The organism is Staphylococcus argensis, from assembly GCF_002902305.1.
Classification (GTDB): Bacteria; Bacillota; Bacilli; order Staphylococcales; family Staphylococcaceae; genus Staphylococcus; species Staphylococcus argensis.
Genome location: NZ_PPPX01000011.1, coordinates 88,949 through 104,183, shown reverse-complemented (window position 1 = coordinate 104,183; position 15,235 = coordinate 88,949). Strand labels below are relative to the sequence as shown.

The following is a 15,235-nucleotide window of genomic DNA, read 5'->3' as shown; positions in this document are numbered from 1 at the left end:
AGTACATATATTATGGCGAGACTCACACACTTTTAATGAACAAAGAAAGTGAACGACCAACAAGAAGTAGAAACAAATAGAAAAGTTAGCAATCACTAAGAATGAAAATTAAATAAGATAGGAAGTGATGTGAGTGAAACGCTCAGATTACTATGGACAGAAAAAATCAGGTGGACCAGGTAAGGTACTACTTTGGATTGTAGGGATTATCGTACTCGCACTGATTCTCTTCGCTTTGTATATCGGGTACAAAGTATTTGCAGTTGGAGGATCAATTCAAGATCCATTGAACCGTGATAAATCATCACTACGTAGTGACAAAGTGGATCTAGGTAAGGGAGATCCCTTTACCATTGCGCTCTTTGGTGTAGATTCGGATGCGAAACGTTCAGCTAATGGTGGCGGCCAACGAACAGACACGATTATGGTGCTTTCAATCAACCCTGAGAAGAAGACGACTGAGATATTGAGTATCCCGCGTGATACGAAAGCTGAGATTGTGGGCAAAGATTCGACAGAGAAGATTAATCATGCGTATGCTTACGGTGGCCCAGATATGGCAGTGAAATCTTTAGAAAAATTATTGAACGTTCCGATTGATCACTATGCAACGATTGATATGGACGGTATGAAAGATATGATTGATACAGTAGGTGGCATCGATGTCGTAAGTAACGCAACATTCTCTTATGACGGTCAATCATTTACGAAAGGTGAAAAGACGCATCTCGATGGCAAACAAGCGATGGCGTTTATTCGAAGCCGTAAAGAACAAGGTGCGGGTGGAGACTTTGGTCGACAAGAGCGTCAACAACTTGTCATTCAAGGTTTAGCAAACAAGTTATCTAGCGTGAGCTCACTCACTCATTTCAACTCATTGATGAATCATGCGAAAGAGAATGTGAAGACTGACTTATCTTTAGGCGATTTAAATAAAGTACGCAGTCATTATAAAGGTGCGAACGAAACCGTTCATCGTCATCAGCTTGAAGGCTCTGGTGGTATCGAAGATGACGGCTTGTACTACTTCCACCCAAGTGACGGCTCACTTCAAGAGAATTCTCAAGCGATTACATCTAATTTAAACTAGTTTCATAAGATGACCATCTCTCTCATTATGGGGGAGGTGGTTTTTGTGTTGTGATTTTTAATGTGGACTAGCGGTGAATGATGGAACGAGATAACAATAAAAGTTTATTCAAAAGTTGCTTAAAGTAGATAATATACGTTAAGAGACGTAGTAGAGATTTGGACATAGGAGAGCTTATGTTTTTGTGAATCCTACCTTTTTACAACCTCATTGAACATACGTATTGAGAATTTGTATTTGATAATGATAATCATTTATGTCGCGCAAGATATAGCCACGTTTGCTTAATTAAAATTTATTAATAAAACCGTGTGTAAACACTTAACATTTTACATATATGAGTATAGAATATACTCAAGGCATTCTGTTTTTACACATGTGTGGGCATTGTTAAAAAGAGAATCGACAACGCTTAGCAGATATAACACGGGCATTAATATATATTAGGGGTGAATTGCATGCAAGAGCATTTGATTGTCACTTTAGATGGCAAAGATTATCTTGTTGAACCTGGAACAAATTTATTAGAATTCATCAAATCGCAGAACACATTCGTGCCTTCGATTTGTTATAACGAGTCATTGGGACCGATTCAAACGTGTGATACGTGTACAGTAGAAATCGATGGAGAAATTCAACGTGCGTGTAGCACAATCGTGGATCGCCCGATGGTAGTAAATACTCAGAACGATCGTGTTCAAACAAGTCAAAAGGAAGCACTTGATCGCATTTTAGAGAAACACCAATTGTATTGTACAGTATGTGACTATAATAACGGCGACTGTGAAATACATAATACGATGGACCAATGGGGTCTTGAACATCAAACATACGAGTACAAAGAGAAACCTTATGAGAAAGATTACGGCCCATTCTACCGTTATGACCCTAACCAATGTATCCTTTGTGGACGTTGTGTTGAGGTTTGTCAGGACGTTCAAGTTAACGAGACTTTAACGATTGATTGGGAAAGACAACAACCACGCGTGATTTGGGACAATGACGTTTCTATTAACGACTCATCTTGTGTTGGCTGTGGTCAATGTGCGACAGTTTGTCCATGTAACGCGATGATGGAAGTGAACATGGAAGGTAACGCAGGTTACATGACTGACTTAGAACCAGGCTCACTTGCGGCTATGATTGATTTAACTAAAAAGGCAGAACCTGGCTATGGTCCGTTGTTCGCAGTTTCAGACTCAGAAGCAGCGATGCGTGAAGAACGTATCAAGAAGACGAAGACAGTATGTACATACTGCGGTGTAGGTTGCTCATTTGATGTTTGGACGAAAGGTCGCGAAGTCCTTAAAGTTCAACCTCAACACGAATCTCCTGCGAACCAAATCTCATCTTGTGTTAAAGGTAAATTCGGTTGGGATTACACAGACTCAGAAGATCGCTTGACGAAACCACTCGTACGTAAAGGTGACGAATTTGTTGAAGTAGAGTGGGACGAAGCACTTAAAGTCATCAGTGATAACTTTACTAAGATCAAGAATGAAAAAGGCGCAAGTCACTTATCATTCATTTCTTCTTCTAAAGCAACAAACGAAGAATCTTACTTAATGCAGAAGTTAGCACGCCAAGTTGTAGGCACGAATAACGTCGACAACTGTTCACGTTATTGCCAAGCACCTGCGACGAAAGGACTCTTCCGTACTGTAGGTCACGGTGGTGACTCTGGTTCAATCTCAGACTTAGCACGTGCAAGCATGGTTGTACTTATCGGTACAAATACAGCAGAAGCGCACCCAGTTATTGCTTCTAAGATTAAACGTGGTCAGAAGTTATTTAACAACACGTTGAACGTCTTCGATATCCGTAAACACGAAATGGCACAACGTGCAGATAACTTCTATCAACCGAAACCAGGTACTGACCTTGTATGGTTATCTGCAGTTACGAAATACATCATCGATCAAGATAAACATGACAAAGCGTTTATCGATGAATGGGTAGACGACTTCGATGATTACTACAAATCATTAGAAGATTTCACTATGGAATTCGCTGAAGAAACGACAGGAATTCCTAAAGAAGACTTAATCGACTTCGCTGAGCAAGTCATTGCAGCTGAATCTGTATCAATTTGCTGGGCGATGGGTGTTACGCAACAAGACATCGGTAGTGATACTTCAACAGCAATTTCAAACTTACTCTTAACTACAGGTAACTATCGTCGTCCTGGTACAGGTGCTTATCCATTACGTGGTCACAACAACGTTCAAGGCTGTAGTGATATGGGTAGTATGCCTGACCAATTCCCTGGTTATCAGAAAGTGGATGATGATGTGGTTCGTGCGAAATTCGAACGTGAATATGGCGTAGAAATTCCTGCAGAACCAGGTCGCGACAATCACCAAATGATGGAAGGTATCCACAACGATGAGATCCATGCCTTATATCTTTACGGTGAAGATACAGGTATCGTTGACTCTAACATTAACTTTGTTCAAGCTGCTTTAGAAAAGGTAGACTTCTTAGTCGTACAAGATGCTTTCTTCACTTTCACAGCAACATATGCGGATGTCGTATTACCAGCAAGTCCTGCATTAGAGAAGACAGGTACTTTTACTAATACTGAACGTCGTATCCAACGTATCTATCAAGGACTTGAACCTAAGGGAGACTCACTTCCTGACTGGCAAATCATCCAAGCGATTGCGAAAGAAATGGGCTACGATTGGGGTTACACTCACCCATCTCAAATCATGGATGAAATCGCACGTTTAACACCATTATATTCTGGTGTGAACTACGAGCGTCTTGAAGGCTACAACAGTTTACAATGGCCAGTTGCTGAAGACGGTACAGACGAGCCAACGCTTTACATGAATGGATTCAACTTCGAGAACAAGAAAGCGAAGTTCTTCCCATTAACATTCGACAACTTCTATAAAGAAAGTGAAGAATACGACTTACACGTTAACAACGGTCGTCTTCTTGAACACTTCCACGAAGGTAACATGACTTATCGCGTGAAAGGTTTAGAGTACAAGATGCCAAATGCATTCGTCGAAGTATCTCCTGAGCTCGCTGAAGATCGTGGATTACACGAAGGTGCAGAAGTTAAATTGATTTCTGACTCTGGTGAAGCTGAACTTGTCGTGCATGTGACGGATCGCGTAAAAGGTAAGCAAATTTACATTCCGTTGAACAATAATGCGATGCTAAATGGTGATATTAATGCTATTAACGCGTTGACAAATAGTGACGTTGATAAAGATACAGATACGCCGTCTTACAAGCGTACAAGCTGTCGTATGGAAATTAAGACACGTAAAGGTAAGTCACCATTGAACCCAACTAACTTCCGTGTCAACAAACAACGCAAACCACAATATAGTGTTCAAGTACAAAATAAATGGAATCGTGAAGACTACGTATTCCCAGGAAGTCAGGTGGATCAATAATGGCAGAACGTATTACTAAGATTAGACGTGTCGAGAAACCGAAAGAACAAGTGAAACAAGAGAACTTAGAAGAAGTGACTTCAGCGATTTCCGAGAATAAAGAGAGCATTCTTAAAGCGATCAATCTCGTGAGTGCACTCGATGATGCGAAGATACTAGATGCATTATCAGGTATGGTCAAAGGTCGCGGTGTCATTGCGAACAAGTTTGCGACTGAGTTAAATAAAGAACAATATACAGGTTTAATTTCAAACATGGCATCACTTGTCTTCTTACTTGGCGATTTAGACGTGAACGATTTGAGTCACGTGCTTAATAAAGTCAACAGAGGGTTACGTGTGGCAAACTCAGCTAACCCTAATCAGAAGACATCTATCACTGGACTCTTCAAAGTGTTGCGTGATGATGAAATTAACCGTGGCTTAACTTACATGTTGAACTTATTAAAAGGTATGTCACGCGAAGAATAAGTCGCGTATATGACTGTAATATAGTAAAAGAAGCGGCAATGTAATGTTGGGCTAACTTAAATCAATACTATAAATAGAAGGCTGTCGGCAGGCATCATCTTGTCGACAGCTTTTCTATGTTTGTGAACATTTAGAAGACCTTTTACTACAGCGAGGAATAAACGTCGTCGAGAGGTCGGGAGATATGGTACAATTTGAGTAATGTAATCAATGTAGAAATGGGAGGGAAGACCTATCAATCCACAAATGATGAAAGTACTGTCGATTATTTCGAATATCTTTCTCGTCATCGGCATCATCTTACTCGTCATGAAGAATCTCGTTATGGCCATCACGATGTTCGTCGTTTCATTGGCGATTAGTTTAGTAATGTTTAACGTCTTCTTTAGACATCGTACGGGCATGAAGGTCGTCATCAATATTTCGTTTGCGATTGTGTTGATTGCGATTATGGTCGCATTCTTCGTACTGAAATAGAGTAAGGGAAGAGGAGCGCGAGTTAAGATGGAATGGATTAAGAAACAAGCCACACTTCTCGTTGCCGCAGGGTTACTCGTCATCTTTGCGATATTGTTCGTAATCTATGATACATCGTTGTTTGATCACCGTAAGACGCATACCTTTGACGAAGCGGTAGAGAAGCAGACAAGTGACGGTGTGATTAATACGAAAGAGAAAGACGGTCGCTTCGTGAATGCATCTAAGAAAGATGTTGAAGAAGCGATGGCGGTAGATAGTCAACATCACAATTTAAAGCACATGGATATCTCCGAGAAAGTACCTTTGAGTAAAAGTGAAGTTAATCGACTTCTCAAAGGTAAAGGTGTTCTTGAAGGACAGGGACAAGCCTTCTTAGACGCGCAAGATAAATACGAAGTCAACGCGCTTTATTTAGTGAGTCATGCGTTGGTGGAAACAGGTAACGGTCAATCTGAACTTGCACATGGACTTAAGTCAGGTCACGAGCGTTATTATAATTTCTTCGGTATCGGTGCTTTCGACGCGAATGCACTCAAACATGGTAATAGTTATGCGAAGAAAGAGAAGTGGACGTCCCCACGCAAAGCCATTATCGGCGGAGCGCGTTTCGTACGCTACAATTACTTTAAGCACCACCAATTGTCTCTCTATCAGATGCGTTGGAACCCTCAGAATCCTGGTACAAATCAGTATGCTAGTGATGTTGATTGGGATGATAATATCGCACAATTGATGGCGAGATATTATGATAAATATGGGATAAAGAAAGATCATATTCATAAAGATTACTATAAAAAGTAATGAATGATATCGAAGAGAGGGCGTTGCTAAAGCAGATAGTGAATCGAAATAGCTTTGCCCTCTCTAATTGTGCGAGTGATTGTGATAGAATGTGAGTGAACATATTAATTGAGGTGTTTGGAATATGAAAATTGGTATTGTTGGCGCCGGTATCGGTGGCCTCACTGCAGCAGCACTGTTTCATGAACAAGGACATGAGGTTAAAGTATTTGAGAAAGAGCCTGAAATCAAAGAGTTGGGTGCCGGTATCGGTATAGGTGACAATGTCTTAGATAAATTAGGCAAGCATGATTTAGCTAAAGGGATTAAAAATGCGGGACAAATTATTAAACAAATGGCGATTTACGATGAAGCACAACATCCACTTTCAACAGTAGAGTTGAAAAAGAATAGCGTCAATCTCACGTTAAAACGACAAACACTGATCGATGTGATTGCTTCATACGTGCCAGATCACGCTATATATACAAATCATCGTGTTACTAAAATGGAGAATAGTGACATGAAAGTGACGCTTCATTTTGCGAATCAAGAACCAGAGACGTTCGATTTATGTATCGGTGCAGATGGAATTCATTCCATCATTCGTGAGACCGTCGCACCGAAAGCGAAATTAAATTACCAAGGTTATACTGTGTTTCGTGGCATGGTTGAAGATGTTCAGCTTGAAGATACGCATATCGCACGCGAATACTGGGGGACGAAAGGGCGCGTAGGTATCGTTCCTCTCCTAAATAACCAAGCGTATTGGTTTATTTCAATCAATGCGAAAGAGAAAGATATCGCATTGAGTGCTTATGGCAAGCCACATCTCCAAGCGCGTTTTAACCGTTATCCAGATGAAGTGCGCCAAGTACTAGATAAACAAAGTGAAACTGGTATCTTACAACACGATATGTACGATTTGAAACCGTTGAATGATTTCGTCTATCAACGTACGATTCTACTCGGTGATGCAGCGCATGCGACTACGCCTAATATGGGACAGGGTGCAGGTCAAGCGATGGAAGATGCGATCGTGTTAACGAACTGCTTTAAGTATTATGACTTTAATGAGAGCTTGAAGCGGTATAACAAGTTGCGTGTAGGTCATACGGCGAAAGTGATTAAGCGTTCCAGAAAGATTGGTAAACTCGCGCAACATACTAATCCGCTCGTGGTTGCCGTGCGTAACTTTATTGCGAAATTATTACCGAATTCCTACGGTGAACGTCAGACGAAGTTCTTGTATAAAAGTAAATCGAAATAAAGATACAAAAAGACAGGTAAGGGACTTTCACCTTACCTGTCTTTTATGATTTCAATAGCGTTTGAAATCAATTATTTATTTACTACATATTTAGGTTCTTCACCATTCATCTTACTAATCGCATCATTAGCTACGATACGCGCCATCATATCACGTGCTTCGAATGTCGCATTACCAATATGTGGTGTAATAACGACGTTATTAAGTGATTTAAGTTCATCATTGATTTCTGGTTCGAATTCGAAGACATCGAGTGCAGCACCTTCGATTTCTTTCGCTTTCAATGCATCTACTAATGCTTGTTCGTTCACGATAGGACCACGTGCTGCATTGATAAGATAACTAGTAGATTTCATTTTCTTGAACTGTTCTGTATCGAAACTATGGTGTAATTCTGGTTTGTAAGCTGTATTGATTGTAACGAAATCAGATTTTTCGATAAGTGTGTCGAAGTCTACATATTTCGCACCAATTTCACGCTCTTTTTCAGGTTTTTGATGTGGCCCTATGTAAAGAATATTCATATCAAATGCTTTTGCGCGTTTAGCAACAGCGCCACCGATTTCACCTAAGCCAACGATACCGATTGTCTTGCCTGAAACTTCACGTCCACGGAAGAATAGGGGTGCCCAACCGTCGAAACCTTTCGTACGGCACAATTGGTCGCCTTCAACAATACGACGTGCTGAAGCTAGAACAAGTGCGAATGTTAATTCAGCAGTTGCAGCCGTAGATGCTTTCGGCGTATTTGTAACATCGATATCTTTTTCACGTGCATAATCTACATCAACGTTGTTAAAGCCAGCACCATAGTTAGTGATGATCTTCAAGTTACTACCTGCATCAATCACTTCTTTATCTACATTTGTAGACAATAAACTGATTAGCACATCAGCGTCTTTTACGCCTTCTTTCAACGTCTCTTGATCAATAATGCCTTCTCCATCGTAGACATCGACCTCATAGCCTTGGTCTTGGAGAAGATCTAAGCCTTCTTGAGGAATGGCTCCTGCAATATATACTTTTACCATTATAATCACTTCCTTTACCGTTAAGTATACCGAAACCCTGTTGATTAAACAAATAAATCTATATTGTTTCACAGCGTTTTTGGTTTAGAAATATATTTTTTTGCGTAATTATAGTAATGCATTTAGTTGGTGTTCGTAGTTCGACGTGTGTGATGCAGGGTTGATTTTCTTATGCATTTTAACTTTAGCTCTTTTTAAAATGACTCTAGCAGATGTTTACACTAATGACTTTTACCATGCGTAGTTTAAAAGTCTAAAAAATAAGCTTTCTACTATATATTTATCATTAATTAATGAGCTTTAAACCTATAACTGCTACGATGATTAACACAATAAAGGAAATACGTTTCGCGCTGCGTGATTCGTTATAAAAGAGCATGCCAATAATCGCACCGCCACATGTACCGATACCGGTCCAAATCGCATAAGCTGTACCCATTGGGATATCATACATCGATAACTTGAGTATGAGGAAACTGCAGATAAAGGCCAGACCTAATAAGATAATTAAGGATTGTTTCTTAGTGCGATTGATTTCGTTGAGAATAATCACACCGATAATCTCGAACACACCCGCAATCAATAAATAAATCCAAGCCATTATGATTCCTCCTGTTCTGTCGTCATTTGAAGGCCTAATATGCCGACGATGAGTAAGATGAGAAGGATAACCTTACTGAAACTTAAGGTATCGCCATGAACGAAGATATCAACAAGTACAGTACCCACTGCGCCCATGCCGACAAAGACGGTATAAGCCGTACCGACAGGCAAGTGTTGACTTGCTGAAAGTATGAGATAGAAACTTAACGCAATTAATATGAGCGTTACAATCCAAGTTGGTATATTATGTGCATGATTCATACTAGTGACCCACATGATTTCGATGAGGCCAGCTACAAATACTTTTAACCATTGCATCTTATTTACCTCCTTCTTCCAACCACACTATTCTCTCAAAGTTCCCTTGAAACTACAATCTAAGCCTTTTGAATAACGTAAAAACTCAATCTTTAGCGTTTAAGGGTGGCGAAACGCGTAAAAGATTGAGTGAAAAGTTAAGTCGTATTTATGAAATTTTATTTTTTGTATTTAAAGTACTTGAAGGAAAGCGGAACGTGGAAAAACTTTCCTTTAAGTGTCATGACTATACCAGCAATAGTTGTTCCAAAAATGATCAGTAAGAAAAAGGGAAGGACAATGAAAGTGAATAGTCCAATTGCCAAAATACTTAGCAAGATTAGATCGGAAGGATAAGCTTTAATAGTTATCAAATAAAATGCAATAATTGATAAAATTATCATGGTTAACCAAAATAAAAAAGAAAAACCGAAATTAAATGCAGCTTTACCTACTTCATTAATAAAGGTTGAGCGCTTTCGTATAACGAACCAAATTACAATCCATATGATATAAGGTAAGGCTATCCATGTTATAAATATAGCTAATATTACCCAATCGTTAAGGCTATATAGTTGAGGTAATGTGTAAATTAGATTATTTAAGATCAAGAAATCAATAGGGACTAAAAGAGTTGGCAGATAAGAAACTAGAGCTATGAACTTCTCGCTTTTAGTAGGACGCTGAACTGAAAAATCAAATTCTTCTTGTTGTTTATTATTTTGAACTTTTTCCATAGATGTTCTCCTCTCTGTGGTTTTTGCCCCTCAAATATTATTTCAGTATTTTAAAAGACATGGGCACATGAAACACTTTCCCAAAACCAGCCATAACTGCACCGATAATTGAAAATATCAAGAATAAAAATACCAGAAGCAACACAAAAACTGGCGCAGAGAATATGATAAAAAGGATACTCGGCTCCAATTCCTGAGTATCGATTATTTTACCAATAGCTAAAAATGCTAGCCCTAAAGCTAAAATAATAATTACGTTCCAGAGAATCATCGAAATACAGAAATTAAAGTAAGCCTTACCAATTTGATTGACGAAAGTTGACTGCTTTCGAATAAAGAGCCAACTCACTAACGAAATTACAAAAGCGACAATGAAACTAATGACAATGCTAAGGAAAAAGTCTATATACACAAATGCAGGTGTGTCTACATAAGTCAGTTTATTATAAATCTTCATCGTAATATAGCCGTAGATAATAATTGATAAATAAATACCTACCCCTATGAAGCGCTCTTTAATGTCGGGTTGAGCGCGAAAGTTCTAAGTCTCGTTCTGAAGCGAAGTTTCTTGTTGTTCTGTCATAGTTGTCATCCTTTCTGATGTAGTAACTATAACTATACCAAAAGACTCTGAATTTATGTATAACTATTTAGAAAGTTAAATGTTGTGAAAGCACTTACGTCGAGATGAAGTTGTTGTTAGAATACCCCATATGTCTAACAAGACGAGATAGGTGGTTTAATCTTCAAGTCAGAAAGGTAAATACCTATAGTGAAATATTTTATTGCCATATACAAAGAAAGAAGGGAATAACACATGAAGATTGCAATTGTAGGTTCTGGTAACGGTGCGGTAACTGCTGCACTCGATATGTACACGAAAGGACATCAAGTGAGACTCTATTGTCGAAATCAGTCGCTACATAAATTTGATAAAGCCTTTGAAGAAGGGGGCTTTACCTTTAATAACGAAGGAGACGAACAGTTTGTAGAGTTCACTGATATTAGCGATGACATGGAATACGTACTTGAAGGAGCTGAAGTTGTTCAAGTGATTATTCCTTCATCATTTATTGAACATTATGCTTATACGATGGCACCATTTGTAACAAATGAGCAGCTGATCTTCTTTAATATGGCTGCTGCTATGGGTTCAATCCGTTTTATCAACGTGCTTGAAGATATGCATATTGATACGATGCCAAAGTTTGCTGAAGCGAATACGCTGACGTATGGTACGCGCGTGAACTTCGATAAAGCGCTCGTAGATCTTTCATTAAACGTGCGCAAAGTTCATTTTTCAACATACGACAAAGATTACTTAAGTGATAGTTTTGATAAAATTAAAACCATTTATCCTTACATCGTGAAAGAAGAAAGTCTCATGAAGACCAATCTTGAAAATGGTAACCCTGAAGTGCACCCAGGGCCGACATTACTCAACGTTGGACGTATCGACTATGCAGACGAATTTAGATTGTATGAAGAAGGGATTACGAAACATACTGTACGCTTGCTACACGCAGTAGAGCTTGAACGTCTCTCATTAGGACGTAAACTCGGGTTCGAATTGTCTACAGCGAAAGAAGCACGTATTGAACGTGGTTACCTTGAACGACAATATGAGGATGAACCATTGAATCGCTTGTTTAACACGAGTCCGGTCTTCTCACATATTCCGGGCCCAAATAAAGTGAAGAATCGTTACTTAACTGAAGATATCGCATATGGCCTCGTTCTGTGGTCAAGCTTAGGGCGTGAAATAGGGGTGTCTACGCCTAACATTGATGCGATCATCGTCATTGCGTCTACGATTCTTGAACGGGATTTCTTTGAAGAAGGACTTACAGTAGAAGAGTTAGGACTTGAGAAACTCGGATTAGACTAATTCAATACGAGGGGGATGTGTATGAAGCGACAACCAACGTTACTCGAAGCATTATCAACAATCATCGTCATGGTGATTATTGTCATCGTAGGATTCGTTGTATTTGAAATACCAATTCAAGCATTATTAATCTTATCGTCCGCGTACGCAGTATTTATTGCGAAACGCGTAGGACTGAATTGGAAAGATTTAGAAGAGGGAATTACGAAGCGGTTAGCGACAGCGATGCCAGCGATCTTTATCATTCTATCCGTTGGGATTATCGTCGGTAGTTGGATGTATTCAGGTACAGTTCCTGCTTTGATCTATTACGGGTTAGAATTTTTAAATCCTAACTACTTTCTCGTTTCCGCTTTCGTCATTTGTGCAGTCACTTCTGTAGCTACAGGTACCGCATGGGGCTCAGCCTCCACTGGCGGTATTGCTCTGATGGCAATTGCACATCAACTCGGTATACATGAAGGTATGGCAGCCGGTGCGATTATTGCCGGTGCGGTCTTTGGGGATAAAATGTCTCCGTTATCCGATACGACGAACTTGGCCGCTTTAGTGACGAAGGTTAATATCTTCGCACACATTAAAGCAATGGTTTGGACGACAGTACCTGCATCTATCGTAGGACTCATCGTTTGGTTCTTTGCGGGTCGTCAATTCGGCGGAAGTGCGAGATCGAAACAAATTAACGAAATGTTACATGAACTGAGCACGATCTATCATATTAATTTCTTTACTTGGATGCAGGTCATCGTCATCATCGCTTGCTTATTGCTTAAATTTGATACCGTTCCAGCGATGCTTATTTCAAGCTTGAGCGCAATCATCATCGGTTGGGCGAACAATGGCTTTAACATTGTTGATGGCTTTAAGGCAACTTTTGATGGTTTTACCAAAGGCATGGTGAGCAGTAACGACCATGTGACAGGTAAAGTTGCGACCTTGATTGAACAGGGCGGTATGATGAGTATGACTGAGATTATTGTGACGATCTTCTGTGGTTATGCTTTCGCAGGTATCGTAGAACGTTCAGGCTGTCTCGATGTGATTCTGAACAAGATCTCTAGCAATATCCACTCAGTTGGTCAGCTCATCTTAGCGACCGTTATTGGCGGTTTGATGATGGTACTTGCAGCAGGTGTGGCTTCCGTCGTGATCATCATGGTCGGTGTCTTAATGATGGATATGTATAATAAAATGAATCTTGATCGTACGAACCTATCACGTACACTTGAGGATTCGGGTACGATGATTATTCCATTAATACCTTGGGGTACGTCAGGTATTTATTATACGAAACAACTTGGCGTTTCCTTCGACCAATTCTTTATTTGGACGGTGCCATGTTACCTCTGTATCGTCTTCGCACTAATTTATGGCTTTACAGGTATAGGTATCAAGAAAGTGAAACAACAAGACAAGACTTCGCAAGGTTCTGAAGCTTAAACGTATGAAATTAAAATAAGGGGATGAAGTGAAAGCGAGGGCAGTTCACTTCATCCCTTTTTATTGAATATAGACAGAAATCTGAGTTGAAATAAGGATAATTAACAACGTGAGTGACTGGTGAGTAGGTTCTATAAAAAATTAAATAGATTTGCAGTATTTAAGTTTAAAATAGTAGTAATAGGATAAAGTATAGTAGAGACGTTGAGATGACGATACATAGTAATATAAGTAGTGGTATTACTATAACGGAGAGCAAGTCATCTCGCGTCATGTAGATAATAATTAAATATCCTTCTATTATCTATTTGAAGACAGTTTTGTATTGTGTTTTTGTAGCGATTTTGCAATGCAAAACTGTTTTTTTGTGTAGGAGAAAATTTAATTGAATTACGTTATTTTAGCCAACTAGAGAGGTACAAGGTCTATGCCTATTGTCATTTGCTAAAAGTATATTCTTTTATACATACTATATTTTATAATGCTTTGTTTTCATATTACAACCATTCCTTGCTCAGGGGGCTACGTTCAACTAATTAATGTCGCTCAACGAGCTCCATTAATGGATTTTCACTGTAGCCTGTATCCCTCGAGCGTGTCAGGTTGTCTTTGAAAACAAATGAATTAGAAGTACTTTCAAAAGGGAATTAACGCTTTCAATTCATTTTTTCTTCCATAGCTTCCTTTTATATTTCTAAGATCATCATTTCTACTCATGATGATTATTACGCTCTCATATTCCTACTATTAAACTTTATCAAATAGATTATACTACTTACTTCTCAATAGTATTATTTCAACTTAGTACATCACGATAATTTTATAATCAAATCAATACAAAAAAGCTTTAACCAACACTGAAGTATTGGCTAAAGCTTAAATGAAATATCTATATTAGTGAATGAAGTTGTAGCTTGCTGCTTGGCTAGCTGAAATTGTACGTGAAGTGACAACACCAGGACCGTGGCCGTAGTTCATTTCAGATACACGGATTGAACCGTTGCTGTTCACACTTTCAACGTATGCTACGTGACCGTAAGCACCAGCTGAAGATTGCATGATTGCACCTGCTGATGGGCGGTTGTTTACTGTGTAACCTGAAGCTGCTGCTGCATTAGCCCAGTTGTTCGCGTTACCCCAAGTTGAACCGATCTTACCACCTACACGGTCAAACACGTAGTAAGTACATTGACCAGCAGTGTAGTAGTTTGCAGATGAGCCAGAAGTACGTGCGATAGAGTTAGCAGAGCTTGATGGTGCTGCTGTAGTTGTTACATGTACGTTATGGCTAGAAGTTGAAGTTGTTGGTGCTGCACCACGTCCGCCAGTTTGGTAGCTTGTGTAAGATGGCGCACTGTAGTTGCTGTAATGACCATAACTTGAATTATTGTTAGCAGCATAGCCTGCATAGTTATTGTTAGCGTAACCGTAGTTAGCGAAGTTTCCGTAAGATTGTTGACCTTCTACTTGATTTGGATTCCAATTACCTTTCCAAGTGTAGTGGTAGTTGCCTTGAGCATCTATCCAATATGTGTACTCGTAAGATGTTGGGTCGTTAGGATTATATCCTCCTTGATGATCCTCGGCAGCATGCGCATCGTTATGTGCGAATGCAAATGTAGCAATTCCTGCAGTAGCGATTGTAGCTGTAGCGATTTTTTTCATTGTAAAAATATCCTCCTAATATTCCAATAAGTATTGTTATATAAAGTTGAACTACCGACTTCGTCTTGAAA

The 15,235-nt window shown here is 39.4% G+C and carries 14 protein-coding genes; 8 read left to right on the top strand and 6 right to left on the bottom strand.

Annotation, left to right across the window (positions count from 1 at the left end; genetic code table 11):
• Positions 1-133: 133 nt before the first annotated feature.
• The 6 genes from CD039_RS07490 (at position 134) to CD039_RS07465 (ending at position 7,503) form a co-directional block, all read left to right on the top strand.
• Entirely contained in the window at positions 134-1,090 is a 957-nt protein-coding gene (locus CD039_RS07490; RefSeq protein WP_103371786.1) for an LCP family glycopolymer transferase, read from the top strand.
• Between the two features lie 458 nt (positions 1,091-1,548).
• Positions 1,549-4,503, top strand: a complete 2,955-nt coding sequence (fdhF, locus tag CD039_RS07485) for a formate dehydrogenase subunit alpha (RefSeq protein WP_103371785.1) — start codon at positions 1,549-1,551, stop codon at positions 4,501-4,503.
• Positions 4,503-4,973 (top strand): helical membrane plugin domain-containing protein, encoded by a 471-nt coding sequence (locus CD039_RS07480; RefSeq protein ID WP_002471346.1) that lies wholly within the window; start codon positions 4,503-4,505, stop codon positions 4,971-4,973. Before fdhF ends, CD039_RS07480 begins: the two co-directional genes overlap by 1 nt.
• Positions 4,974-5,219: 246 nt before the next feature.
• Entirely contained in the window at positions 5,220-5,450 is a 231-nt protein-coding gene (locus CD039_RS07475; RefSeq protein ID WP_002471329.1) for a hypothetical protein, read from the top strand.
• A gap of 27 nt (positions 5,451-5,477) precedes the next feature.
• Positions 5,478-6,254: an N-acetylglucosaminidase gene (locus CD039_RS07470; RefSeq protein WP_103371784.1), complete on the top strand. Its 777-nt coding sequence runs from the start codon at positions 5,478-5,480 to the stop codon at positions 6,252-6,254.
• A 124-nt stretch (positions 6,255-6,378) separates the two neighbouring features.
• Positions 6,379-7,503: an FAD-dependent monooxygenase gene (locus tag CD039_RS07465; RefSeq protein ID WP_103371783.1), complete on the top strand. Its 1,125-nt coding sequence runs from the start codon at positions 6,379-6,381 to the stop codon at positions 7,501-7,503.
• A 71-nt stretch (positions 7,504-7,574) separates the two neighbouring features.
• Here CD039_RS07465 and CD039_RS07460 read toward each other — a convergent pair whose 3' ends face one another.
• The 5 genes from CD039_RS07460 to CD039_RS07440 all read right to left on the bottom strand — a co-directional run bounded on the left by CD039_RS07460 (position 7,575) and on the right by CD039_RS07440 (position 10,628).
• On the bottom strand, positions 7,575-8,534 hold the full coding sequence (locus tag CD039_RS07460; RefSeq protein ID WP_103371782.1) for a 2-hydroxyacid dehydrogenase family protein: 960 nt from the start codon (positions 8,532-8,534) through the stop codon (positions 7,575-7,577).
• A gap of 286 nt (positions 8,535-8,820) precedes the next feature.
• A complete protein-coding gene (locus CD039_RS07455; RefSeq protein WP_103371781.1) occupies positions 8,821-9,135 on the bottom strand; it encodes a DMT family transporter in 315 nt (104 codons plus the stop codon).
• Positions 9,135-9,455, bottom strand: coding sequence for a DMT family transporter (locus CD039_RS07450; RefSeq protein WP_103371780.1), 321 nt, complete (start codon positions 9,453-9,455; stop codon positions 9,135-9,137). Before CD039_RS07450 ends, CD039_RS07455 begins: the two co-directional genes overlap by 1 nt.
• A gap of 158 nt (positions 9,456-9,613) precedes the next feature.
• Positions 9,614-10,171 (bottom strand): magnetosome magnetite crystal formation protein family, encoded by a 558-nt coding sequence (locus CD039_RS07445; RefSeq protein ID WP_103371779.1) that lies wholly within the window; start codon positions 10,169-10,171, stop codon positions 9,614-9,616.
• Between the two features lie 37 nt (positions 10,172-10,208).
• Positions 10,209-10,628 carry a magnetosome magnetite crystal formation protein family gene (locus CD039_RS07440; RefSeq protein ID WP_103371778.1) on the bottom strand — a complete coding sequence of 140 codons (420 nt, stop codon included), beginning with the start codon at positions 10,626-10,628 and terminating at the stop codon, positions 10,209-10,211.
• 360 nt (positions 10,629-10,988) lie between these two features.
• On the opposite strand from CD039_RS07440, the gene CD039_RS07435 reads away from it, so the two are divergent.
• Together CD039_RS07435 and nhaC are read left to right on the top strand one after the other, a co-directional pair.
• Positions 10,989-12,059, top strand: a complete 1,071-nt coding sequence (locus tag CD039_RS07435) for an NAD/NADP octopine/nopaline dehydrogenase family protein (RefSeq protein ID WP_103371777.1) — start codon at positions 10,989-10,991, stop codon at positions 12,057-12,059.
• A gap of 21 nt (positions 12,060-12,080) precedes the next feature.
• On the top strand, positions 12,081-13,499 hold the full coding sequence (gene nhaC, locus CD039_RS07430) for a Na+/H+ antiporter NhaC (RefSeq protein ID WP_103371776.1): 1,419 nt from the start codon (positions 12,081-12,083) through the stop codon (positions 13,497-13,499).
• Between the two features lie 894 nt (positions 13,500-14,393).
• On the opposite strand, the gene CD039_RS07425 is transcribed toward nhaC, so the two are convergent.
• Positions 14,394-15,164: a CHAP domain-containing protein gene (locus CD039_RS07425; protein WP_103371775.1), complete on the bottom strand. Its 771-nt coding sequence runs from the start codon at positions 15,162-15,164 to the stop codon at positions 14,394-14,396.
• Positions 15,165-15,235 lie beyond the last annotated feature (71 nt).

Coding starts and splice junctions, on each gene's coding strand:
- CD039_RS07425 (WP_103371775.1), bottom strand. CDS start 15,164: ATGAAAAAAATCGCTACAGCTACAATCGCTACTGCAGGAATTGCTACA.
- CD039_RS07445 (WP_103371779.1), bottom strand. CDS start 10,171: ATGGAAAAAGTTCAAAATAATAAACAACAAGAAGAATTTGATTTTTCA.
- CD039_RS07435 (WP_103371777.1), top strand. CDS start 10,989: ATGAAGATTGCAATTGTAGGTTCTGGTAACGGTGCGGTAACTGCTGCA.
- CD039_RS07455 (WP_103371781.1), bottom strand. CDS start 9,135: ATGGCTTGGATTTATTTATTGATTGCGGGTGTGTTCGAGATTATCGGT.
- fdhF (WP_103371785.1), top strand. CDS start 1,549: ATGCAAGAGCATTTGATTGTCACTTTAGATGGCAAAGATTATCTTGTT.
- CD039_RS07450 (WP_103371780.1), bottom strand. CDS start 9,455: ATGCAATGGTTAAAAGTATTTGTAGCTGGCCTCATCGAAATCATGTGG.
- CD039_RS07470 (WP_103371784.1), top strand. CDS start 5,478: ATGGAATGGATTAAGAAACAAGCCACACTTCTCGTTGCCGCAGGGTTA.
- CD039_RS07475 (WP_002471329.1), top strand. CDS start 5,220: ATGATGAAAGTACTGTCGATTATTTCGAATATCTTTCTCGTCATCGGC.
- CD039_RS07440 (WP_103371778.1), bottom strand. CDS start 10,628: ATGAAGATTTATAATAAACTGACTTATGTAGACACACCTGCATTTGTG.
- nhaC (WP_103371776.1), top strand. CDS start 12,081: ATGAAGCGACAACCAACGTTACTCGAAGCATTATCAACAATCATCGTC.
- CD039_RS07480 (WP_002471346.1), top strand. CDS start 4,503: ATGGCAGAACGTATTACTAAGATTAGACGTGTCGAGAAACCGAAAGAA.
- CD039_RS07465 (WP_103371783.1), top strand. CDS start 6,379: ATGAAAATTGGTATTGTTGGCGCCGGTATCGGTGGCCTCACTGCAGCA.
- CD039_RS07460 (WP_103371782.1), bottom strand. CDS start 8,534: ATGGTAAAAGTATATATTGCAGGAGCCATTCCTCAAGAAGGCTTAGAT.